The sequence below is a fragment of the Chelatococcus reniformis genome, from assembly GCF_014640075.1.
GTDB lineage: Bacteria > Pseudomonadota > Alphaproteobacteria > Rhizobiales > Beijerinckiaceae > Camelimonas > Camelimonas reniformis.
The window spans coordinates 123325-132244 of record NZ_BMGG01000001.1 but is presented as its reverse complement, the minus strand read 5'-3'; the positions used below and the strand labels follow the sequence as shown (position 1 = coordinate 132244).

10 protein-coding genes are annotated in these 8920 nt (G+C 69.0%); 4 read left to right on the top strand and 6 right to left on the bottom strand.

Features of this window, described 5'->3' with window-relative positions; genetic code table 11:
- Positions 1-24 precede the first annotated feature (24 nt).
- Positions 25-1404: an LLM class flavin-dependent oxidoreductase gene (locus tag IEW34_RS00590; RefSeq protein WP_188607199.1), complete on the top strand. Its 1380-nt coding sequence runs from the start codon at positions 25-27 to the stop codon at positions 1402-1404.
- Between the two features lie 86 nt (positions 1405-1490).
- On the opposite strand, the gene IEW34_RS00585 is transcribed toward IEW34_RS00590, so the two are convergent.
- Positions 1491-2063: a peroxidase-related enzyme gene (locus IEW34_RS00585; protein ID WP_188607198.1), complete on the bottom strand. Its 573-nt coding sequence runs from the start codon at positions 2061-2063 to the stop codon at positions 1491-1493.
- Positions 2064-2528: 465 nt separating this feature from the next.
- On the opposite strand from IEW34_RS00585, the gene clpS reads away from it, so the two are divergent.
- The 3 genes from clpS (at position 2529) to IEW34_RS00570 (ending at position 4080) form a co-directional block, all read left to right on the top strand.
- Complete coding sequence (clpS, locus tag IEW34_RS00580; RefSeq protein WP_188607197.1) at positions 2529-2834, top strand: ATP-dependent Clp protease adapter ClpS; 306 nt, start codon at positions 2529-2531, stop codon at positions 2832-2834.
- A 140-nt stretch (positions 2835-2974) separates the two neighbouring features.
- Positions 2975-3451 carry a GNAT family N-acetyltransferase gene (locus IEW34_RS00575; RefSeq protein ID WP_188607196.1) on the top strand — a complete coding sequence of 159 codons (477 nt, stop codon included), beginning with the start codon at positions 2975-2977 and terminating at the stop codon, positions 3449-3451.
- Positions 3448-4080: an FMN-dependent NADH-azoreductase gene (locus IEW34_RS00570; RefSeq protein WP_188607195.1), complete on the top strand. Its 633-nt coding sequence runs from the start codon at positions 3448-3450 to the stop codon at positions 4078-4080. Before IEW34_RS00575 ends, IEW34_RS00570 begins: the two co-directional genes overlap by 4 nt.
- Here IEW34_RS00570 and pdxR read toward each other — a convergent pair.
- The 5 genes from pdxR to IEW34_RS00545 all read right to left on the bottom strand — a co-directional run bounded on the left by pdxR (position 4021) and on the right by IEW34_RS00545 (position 8814).
- A complete protein-coding gene (gene pdxR, locus IEW34_RS00565; RefSeq protein WP_188607194.1) occupies positions 4021-5490 on the bottom strand; it encodes a MocR-like pyridoxine biosynthesis transcription factor PdxR in 1470 nt (489 codons plus the stop codon). The genes IEW34_RS00570 and pdxR overlap by 60 nt on opposite strands.
- 30 nt (positions 5491-5520) lie before the next feature.
- Positions 5521-6282, bottom strand: a complete 762-nt coding sequence (locus IEW34_RS00560; protein WP_188607193.1) for an NAD-dependent epimerase/dehydratase family protein — start codon at positions 6280-6282, stop codon at positions 5521-5523.
- A 385-nt stretch (positions 6283-6667) separates the two neighbouring features.
- Positions 6668-7444: a molybdopterin-binding protein gene (locus tag IEW34_RS00555; protein WP_188607192.1), complete on the bottom strand. Its 777-nt coding sequence runs from the start codon at positions 7442-7444 to the stop codon at positions 6668-6670.
- A complete protein-coding gene (locus IEW34_RS00550) occupies positions 7444-8307 on the bottom strand; it encodes a cytochrome b/b6 domain-containing protein (RefSeq protein WP_188607191.1) in 864 nt (287 codons plus the stop codon). The genes IEW34_RS00555 and IEW34_RS00550 overlap by 1 nt, the downstream gene beginning before the upstream one ends.
- 249 nt (positions 8308-8556) lie before the next feature.
- Entirely contained in the window at positions 8557-8814 is a 258-nt protein-coding gene (locus IEW34_RS00545; RefSeq protein WP_188607190.1) for a pentapeptide MXKDX repeat protein, read from the bottom strand.
- Between the last annotated feature and the right edge of the window lie 106 nt (positions 8815-8920).

Genomic DNA, 8920 nt, shown 5'->3' with positions numbered 1-8920 from the left:
CTTCGCCACCAAGGATACCGCCCGATGACAAAGCGACTGATCCTCAACGGCTTCTCCATGAACGCCGTCTCCCACGTCTATCACGGCTTCTGGCGCCACCCGGACACGCGGCAGACCGATTTCAATGATCTCGCTCCGTGGGTGGACCTCGCCAAGCTGCTCGAGAAGGGCTGCTTCGACGCGCTGTTCGTCGCCGATGTCCTGGGCACCGACCCTGCCTATCGCGGCAGCTGGGACACCTACATCAAGGAGGCCGTGCAGATCCCGATCAACGATTCCGGGGCTCTGATCGCGGCGCTGATCGGCGCCACGGAACATCTCGGACTCACCTTTACGAGCTCAATCCTGCAGGAGCACCCGTTCAACTTCGCGCGCAAGGTGTCGACCCTCGACCATCTGAGCAAGGGGCGGATCGGCTGGAATATCGTCACCAGCGTCAGCCACAATGCGGCCCAGAACTTCGGCTTCGAGCGCATCGTGCCGCACGACGAGCGCTACCGCTGGGCCGAGGAATACGTCGACGTCGTCTACAAGCTCTGGGAAGGCTCCTGGGACGACGATGCCGTCATCGCCGACAAGCAGCGCGGCCTCTATGCCGACCCCGACCGAATCCACCGCATCCGCCACGTCGGCGAACGTTACCGCGTGCTCGGGCCGCATCTGTCGCAGCCCTCTCCACAGCGCACGCCGGTGCTCTTCCAGGCCGGCTCCTCGCATGCCGGACGCGCCTTCGCCGCGCAGAACGCCGAGGGCACCTTCATCACCAGCCTGACGCCGGAGGGGGCGGCCAGGCTGGTGACCGAGGTGCGTGGCCAGGTCGCCGCGGCCGGCCGCGATCCGGGCGACCTGCTGTTCGTCCAGGGCCTGTCCTTCGTCATCGGCAGCACCGAGGAGGAAGCGCGACGCAAGGCGCGCGACCTCGACGAATATCGCAGCGACGACGGCCTGCTCGCCCATATCAGCCGCGATCTCGGTATCGATCTCGGCCTGCTGCCTCCGGATCAGCCGGTGGACGAGCTCGACATCGAAGGCGTGCAGGGGCTGGTGCGCTTCTTCGAGGAGGCCAATCCCGGCCTGCGGGCGACGGTGGCCGACATCGGGCAGGCCTATGCCTACAACACACGCATCGTCGGCACCCCCGAGAGCATTGCGGACGAGCTGGCGCGCTGGCAGGCGGCCGGCGTCGACGGCATCAACGTCATCTACCAGACGACCCCGGGCTCCTTCGCCGAGTTCATCGAGAACGTGCTACCGGTGCTCCAGCAGCGCGGGTTGGCGCAGCGGGCGTATGGACCGGGCACCTATCGTGAGCGGCTGTTCGCCGGCTCCGGCGCCCGGCTGAATGAACGCCATCCTGCGGCGCGCTATCGCGGCGCCTTCCGGCCCAAGGCCAAGGTCGCCTGAGCGGCGCTTGACCGGCTCTCAGCCGCGGCGGGCCGCGCCACGGCGCGGTGAAGGCCCGCAGCGACGTCCGCTGCGGGCTTTGAGCTTCAGCGCTGGAAGTATTTGGCGTCCGGAATCACGCCGAGCGAGATGAAGATGCGATTGGTGTGGTTGAACCAGGCGATGGTCTCCACTGCCTCGAGGATCTCGGCGTCGGCAAAGCCCACCGTGCGCAGCTCGTCGAAATCGGCCGGTTGCACCGACTTGGGGTCCTGGGTGATGCGCACGGCGAGGTCGGCCAGCGCCTCTTCGCGTACATTGAGCGGCGCCAGGTGATGGTCGAGCGCGATGCGTCGCGCCTTCGGCGCGTCGCCGATGAGGTCGGCGAGCGCGTTGGTGTGGTGGATCTCGCAAAGGCCGCAGCCGTTGGTGGACGAGACGATCACGGCGATCAGCTCGCGCTCGCGCAATGGCAGGCGGCCGCCGACCGGGTCGAACAGGCTGCCGAAATAGGCGACGAAGCGCTTGGCCGTGTCGGCGTTGAGGGACAGCGCGCGGATCCAGTTTTCGTTGTGGTTGGCCTCGACGAGCGTGCGCACATCGGCGCTCAGCGCATCGGCGGCGGGAGGGGACAGGCGCGACAGCTCTGCCGGTGCGGAGGGCGTGGGACGGTCAAGCATCGAAATCTCCTCTGAGCGTCCCACCGTAAGATGAATAAGTCGGAATTTGCTTCTATTGTTCGGCGATGTCGAAGTAAATTCGTCGCCGAATCCGGTGGGGGCAAGAAATAGCCGCACCGGCGACGGCAGGCTGGCCGATGGGCCAAGTCCACGGCCGCCGCGCCGCCATTCCCGCACCCTCGATCGACTGCTCGGGCCGGCTGCCGATGCCGCTGATGCGTCGGGCTGGCAAGCGGCGGGCCGTCCGTTCTACGCCCCGGTCGGGTGCAGGGTCTCGCCGGCGAGCGGGGTGCTGCTGGCAAGGTCTGTGCGCCCGGAAGCGTATCGGACGGTCGCCGGCATACACAGGCGGCGGCCTCGCCGGCCCTCGACGGCATGCCGTCGCATGGACCCGCGCCCTCGGGTATGCGAAGGTTCGGCTGATCCAGATCACAGCGGTAGACGGCAAATCGGACGAGGTTTCCGGTGGAGCGTATCGACACCAAGCGGCGGACCAAGGTGCTCCCGCGGACCGAGCGTCCGCGGCTGCACAAGGTCATCCTGGTCAACGACGACTTCACGCCGCGTGAATTCGTCGTCGGCGTGCTCGAAGCCGAGTTTCGTATGAACGAGAGCGAAGCCCTCAAGGTGATGATCACCGCGCACCAGCGCGGCGTCTGCGTCGTCGCCGTGTTCGCGCGCGACGTGGCCGAGACCAAGGCGGCCCGCGCCACCGACGCCGGGCGCAGCAAGGGCTATCCGCTGCTGTTCACGACGGAGCCGGAGGAGTAGGACGCCGGAGCGCGAGGGCCTATTGCGCATGGCGCCGGCCCGATCTTGGTCCAGCCCGAACACGTATTCCTGGCCCTGATTGAAGGTCGGGCGAAGCTTTAACTCCTTGCGGACCAACCGCCGCGATCCCGCGAGGAGCCATGACCATCGAGCCGATATCTCCGCAGTCGCCATCGCCGGGCGCCGTCGTCCGGCACGCCATCAGCGACGACGATCTGACGGCCTGTTTCCCGGTGATCGCCGAGTTGCGTCCGCGCCTCGAGAATGCCGGCGCGTGGCGCGCCCGCGCTTCCGCCATGGCCGGCGATGGCTACCGGGTGCTCGCCGTCTGGAATGGCGAGCGAGCGCTGGCGGTCGCCGGCTATCGCGTGATGGAGAACCTGATTCATGGGCGCTTCCTCTACGTCGACGACCTCGTGACCGCGGCCGACCAGCGGGGCAACGGCTTCGGCGCTGCGCTGCTGCGCGAACTCTCGATCATCGGCGCTCGCCAGGCGTGCGTGCATCTGGCCCTCGACACCGCCACTGACAATGTTGCCGCCCAGCGCTTCTACAGGCGCGAGGGCCTCGCGGACCGCGCCATCCGCTTTGTCAAGCTGCTGGAGGCGGCCCCATGAACATCCTGCACATCGATTGCAGCCCGCGCCCGCAATCCCAGAGCCGGCAGCTCTCCGAGTCTGTCGTCAGGCGTCTCCTGACGTTCCACCCGGGCGCCCGCGTCAGTCGGCGGGATCTCGGCAGCGAGCCGATAGCGCACCCGGACGCGTCCTATGCGAGCGCTCTCGCATCGCCTGCCGGACTTGCGAGCGCCTCGGGCGACGCCCTGCGCCTCTCGGAGGAGCTCATCGTCGAGGTCGAGGAAGCCGACATTCTGGTGATCGGCACGCCGATGAACAACTTCACCGTTCCGTCGGTGCTCAAGGCGTGGGTGGATCAGATCGTGCGGATCGGGCGGACCTTCGTGCCGACCCCCACCGGCAAGTCGGGGCTGCTCCGGGACCGGCCTGTCTATGTCGCGGTCGCCTCCGGCGGCATCTTCTCCGGCGAGCGCGCCAACCAGCCGGATTTCCTGACGCCCTATCTGTCCGCGATCCTGTCCTGCGTCGGCTTGAACACGGTGCATGTGCTGCCGCTGCAGGGCACCGCCTTTCTGGATGAGGAGATTGCCTCGGCCACGCGCGACGCCCTAGTCGCGACCATCGATGGTCGGGCGACGGGTGCTGGGCGGTCGCAGCAAGCCTGCTGAGCGCCCCGCGGCGTGGGCTGGCTCGGAGATGAGCGCCAGCAGCCGGTGGCAGTGCTGCACGATCCGGTTCTCCACGGCGTTGCTAACCCCGAGAAGCAGTCCCGCGTTGAGCTGGGAGGCTGCGGCGAACCACGGCGAGAGCGGTGCGGGAGCAAGGCCTACGGCGCGGGCGCGCTCGGCCAGGCGCCAGTCGTCGAAGCCATGGGGCAAGGGGAGCATCACCGCCAGTCCGGCCGGCCCGCAGCCCTGCGCACCGAGCGTCCCCAGCACCTCGACGAGCCGAGAGCGCCGCCGCGCATAGAGCTGCCGCATGCGCCGCAGATGCCGCAGGTAGTGTCCTTCGCGCAGGAACATCGCGAGCGCCAGCTGCACAGCGGCGTTCGGTGGCGCCGAGAGCCACACCGCGATATCGATCAGGCGCTGCGCGAGCGGCAGCGGGGCGACCAGGAAGCCGACGCCGAGCATGGGGCTCAGCGTCTTGCTGAACGACCCGATGTGGATGACCCGTCCGGGGTGATCGGAGGAGGCGAGCGCCGGCGCGGACCGGCCCGATAGCTGGAGCTCGCCCAGGTAGTCGTCCTCGATGACCCACGCGCCGGCCTCGGCGGCCCATCTCAACAGGTCTTGGCGCCGCCGCGGCGAGAGCACGACGCCCGTGGGCGCCTGTTGCCCGGGCGTCACGAAGGCCAGCGCGGCGCGGGGCGCCAGATTGCGTCCATGGGCCACGTCGACGCCCTCGCCGTCGACCCGCACCGCGACCGGGTGGAGGCCCGAGAGCTCGAGCGCGCGCCGCGCGACAGGATAGCCGGGATCCTCCACCCAGGCCTGCCCGCCGGCGGCTCCGACGGCTTGGAGCGCCGTGGCCAGGCTTGCGCGAAAGCCGGTCGTCACGATCACCTGGTCAGGCGAGCATGCGACGCCCCGCGCGATCGCGACGTGGGCCGCCAGCGCCGCCCTGAGCGCGGGCAGGCCACGCGGGTCCAGATGGCCCGTGAGCATGGAGGTTTGCTGCACCGCCTGGCGGTGCAGGCGCGACCAGACGGTGGCGGGAAAGGCATCGTGGGCCGGGACGCCCATCCGGAAGACCAGCGGGAGGTCGACCTCGTGCCTGACGTCGGGCGTGACCAGGTCAGCGTCATCGGCAGCAGGCGGGCGTGTCGGCGACGGCAAGGGATCTGCGACCCGGGTTCCTGCGGCCCCGGCTGCGACCAGAAGCTGCCTGTCGATCAGCAACTCGTAGGCCGCCTTGACCGTGCCACGGGCGACGCCCAGCTGCGCGGCAAGATCGCGCCACGAGGGAAGCCGTCCCCCAGGTGAAAGCGCGCCCTCGCTGATGGCGGCTTCGACATGCCGGGCGATCTGCTCGACGAGCGGCGTCGGCCCCGCGCGCTCGAGCGTCAGGCCGGCCATGTATTGGGAGGGGATTCGCGCCATGTCGGTCTAGGAACTGAGGGACTCGCGCCGCTCGCCCGGCGCGAGTCGAACGTCGGGGCGCCAACCCAGCTCCGCTTCGGCCTTGTCGATCGACACCTCGCCGCCGGGATCGGCGATGTTGTACGGGCCCGCGGCGCCGCGATGGATCGCGAGGAGCGCCGCATGCGCGGCTGCATCCACGTGCACGGGCGAGGATCCTTTGGGGGTCTCCGTCCAGGCGCCTGGGCCATAGAGCTGGCCATAGCGCAGGACGATGCCGTCCATGTCCCGTTGCCCCAGCACCGCATCCTCGAGCGGAATGACCCCCTCGCGAACCGAAAGGGCGCGCAGGCCTCCTGCTTCGGTGTCGAGCGGGTCGGACTCGCGATAGGGCGGGGGCTTGGGCGCATAGGCCCAGGCGATGCTCTGGGCGATCAGGCGCCTGGCACCGGCGACGCGCGCCGCGGCCACGAGGTTGGCGGTGCCCACCCGGCGAATGCGGGCGTTGCGCGCAATGGTCTCGGTCGCCGACGCGGGATCGATACCGCCCGCGAGGCTGGTCAGCTGATGAATGACGACCTCCGGTGCGACGTCCGAGACGGCGCGCGTGAGGGTCGGCGCATCGAAGACGTCGACCATGACGGCCTCGATCCCGAGCGCTTGAAGCGCCTCGCGTCCCTGCGTCGTCCGTGTGGCGCCGACGACCAGATGGCCTGCGTCCCGAAGCTGCCGCGCCAGCGAGCGTCCGATGACGCCGGATGCCCCGGCCAGAAATATCCGCGCAGCCATGCCGGCCTCCTTACCCGAGCGCGGCGCCGAGGACGAGCCGGGCACGCGTGCAGCGACCGGACCGCAATAGACAGCACATGGGCGCACCGTCAGGACCGCTTTCCCGAAAAGCGACTGTACCATCGGCGTGCGGCCCAGGCGCGCCCGCGGCTGCCTGGCGTCGTCGTCCTCCTCTGGGAGGAAGGCAACCGAACTGCGTCGACGCCGGTGCCCGGTGAATTCGTGCCTGCTCCCGTCCAGGGCCATCAACGGCATCGACGCTTGCCCGTCGGCGCGCCGCCATCCGCCGAACTCCCGAGCTACGCCGCCAGGCTCTCTCGCCGGCACCGTCGGTGACATGTCGCCGCTGATCGGCGTCGGACGCCGCCCATGGGCGGCCATCCGGTCAGATCCCGGCGTACCATTCGTAGCCACGGTCCTCCCAGAAGCCGCCCTTGCCGCGGCCGATCGGCGCCAGGCTGTCGACGGCCTCGATGCGCATGACGTATTTGGCGTGCTTGTAGCCGAGCTGGCGTTCGACGCGCAGGCGCAGAGGGGCGCCGTGGGCCACCGGCAGCTCCTGGCCATTCATGGCGTAGGCGAGGATGGTCTGCGGATGAAAGGCGTCGACGAGGTCGATGCTTTCGTAATACTGACCGCTGCCGTCGAGCGTCTTTTCGTATTCGTCGGCGCAATGGAACACGACGAAGCGCGCGTCGCTCGTCAGCCCCGCCGCCTTGAGGACGAGGCCGAGCGGCACCCCGGTCCATTGGCCGATGGCGCTCCAGCCTTCGACACAGTCGTGCCGCGTGATCTGCGTGCGCGCCGGCAGGGACTTTAGCTCGGCGAGCGACAGCTCTAGCGGCTTGACGACCTTGCCGTCGACCCTGAGCCGCCAATTGGCGAAACGGGTCTCGACCAGTTCGGCGTAGGCCTCGCCCTCCGGCTGCTGGGTGCCGTTTGCCTTGAACACCGGCGACAGGTCCGTCTGGGTGAACTCGCGGGCCAGCTTCGTGTCCGACAACACCGCCCGTTGGGCGGCCTTGGTCAGTCCTTCGGCGGAGGCGATGACGCGGCTCACGTGGTCATTGTCGACCAACGCGTCGCAGCCGCCGAGCAGGGCCGTGGCGGCCGTGGCGGCGGAGCCCAGAAGCAACCGGCGCCGGCTGGGACGGATCAGCATCACGGGCTCCTGTCGGTATCGATGGCGAAACGGCCGGTGATCATGGAGCGCAGGTTGTTCCAGAGGCCGGAGACCAGCACCATGACGAGGTGGACGACGACGAAGGCGACGATCAGCGAGGCCGAGATGAAGTGGAGGGTGCGGGCCGATTGGCGCCCGCCGAACAAGTCCACGAGCCACGGCCATGCCGCGTTCATGCCCGGCGACATGGTGAGGCCGGTCGCCACCATCAGCGGCAGCAGCACGATGATCACGGCGAGATAGGCGAGCTTCTGCAGCGCGTTGTAGCGCCGGGCGGCCTCGCCCTTGGGAAAGCGCAGGTGCGCGTGGTCGGCGATTTCGCGGACGAGATGGGCCGGCTTGAGCTGGTCTGCGTCGGGCAGCAGGTCGCGGCGAAAATGCCCCGCGGCAAGGCCGTAGATCAGATAGGCGAGCCCGTTGATGACGAACAGCCAGGCGAAGAAGAAGTGCCAGCGGCGCCCTGTCGCGAGGTCCGTATAGCTCGGCAAGGTGAGCCAGGCGGGAAAGGCGCGGGCCCGGGTCTCGCCGTTGACGGAAGAGGCACCGAGCACGCCGGTGGTCGGGATGCTCACCGGGCCGATGCGGGTCACGCCGCGGATCCGGTCGCCGTCCCGCACCGCCCCGATGTCGATGAAAGGCTGGTCGGCATTGGCGCCGTACTGGCCCCAGTAGAGCGAGGGATGGGCGTTGAAGATCTGCAGGCCGCTGAGCAGGAGGAACATCAGGCAGATCACGTTGAGCCAGTGGGTCAGGCGCACGGCGAGAGCGTGGCGGTAGACGAGCCGGCGCCGCGGGAGGGCCGCGGCGGAGCTGGCAACGGAGCTTGGCTGGAGTGTCGTCATCGGCAGGCCTCAGAGAAAACATGCTCGGCCGCGGCTCTACGCAATCCCCTTGCCCGCCGGGTCACCCGGATCATGAGGGCTGGTGGCGAACGCCGCGTCCTGCGTCACGGCCGGACTCGCGCCGGTCTCGGTCACCGCGCGGCGGCGCCGGCCCGTGCGGTCCGGCTCCCCTCGCGCTGCGTGGGTGGATGGCCGGGACAAGCCCCGGCCATCTCGAGGCGGCAGGGCCAGGATCGACCCCGCCACGCCTCAGTTCTTCTTCATGGCGTCCGACTTCATCGAATCGGTCTTCATGGCGTCCGTCTTCGCGCTGTCCTTCTTCATCGTGTCCGCCTTCATGCTGTCGGACTTCATGGCGTCCGATTTCATGCCGTCGCTCTTCATGGAGTCGGACTTCATAGGGTCGGTCTTCTTCATCGCGTCCTGCGCCTGGGCCGCGCCGAAGGAGGCAAGGGCGACGCCGGCGGCGAGAAGGCCAACGCGGGCAATTGTGGCGATCGGGGTCATGATGGTCGTCCTTTGAACGTTAGGCGCTTTGCATCAGCGCGGGGCAAGCGCCGGCCGGCGGCTCGGCGCGGTTCCGGGTGCCGGCCAAGCGCCGGCGCCCTGGATC

Bases quoted from the DNA above. Each gene is read 5' to 3' on its own strand.
- IEW34_RS00590 (WP_188607199.1), top strand. From the start codon at position 25: ATGACAAAGCGACTGATCCTCAACGGCTTCTCCATGAACGCCGTCTCC.
- IEW34_RS00585 (WP_188607198.1), bottom strand. From the start codon at position 2,063: ATGCTTGACCGTCCCACGCCCTCCGCACCGGCAGAGCTGTCGCGCCTG.
- IEW34_RS00575 (WP_188607196.1), top strand. From the start codon at position 2,975: ATGACCATCGAGCCGATATCTCCGCAGTCGCCATCGCCGGGCGCCGTC.
- IEW34_RS00570 (WP_188607195.1), top strand. From the start codon at position 3,448: ATGAACATCCTGCACATCGATTGCAGCCCGCGCCCGCAATCCCAGAGC.
- pdxR (WP_188607194.1), bottom strand. From the start codon at position 5,490: ATGGCCGGCCTGACGCTCGAGCGCGCGGGGCCGACGCCGCTCGTCGAG.
- IEW34_RS00560 (WP_188607193.1), bottom strand. From the start codon at position 6,282: ATGGCTGCGCGGATATTTCTGGCCGGGGCATCCGGCGTCATCGGACGC.
- IEW34_RS00555 (WP_188607192.1), bottom strand. From the start codon at position 7,444: ATGCTGATCCGTCCCAGCCGGCGCCGGTTGCTTCTGGGCTCCGCCGCC.
- IEW34_RS00550 (WP_188607191.1), bottom strand. From the start codon at position 8,307: ATGACGACACTCCAGCCAAGCTCCGTTGCCAGCTCCGCCGCGGCCCTC.
- IEW34_RS00545 (WP_188607190.1), bottom strand. From the start codon at position 8,814: ATGACCCCGATCGCCACAATTGCCCGCGTTGGCCTTCTCGCCGCCGGC.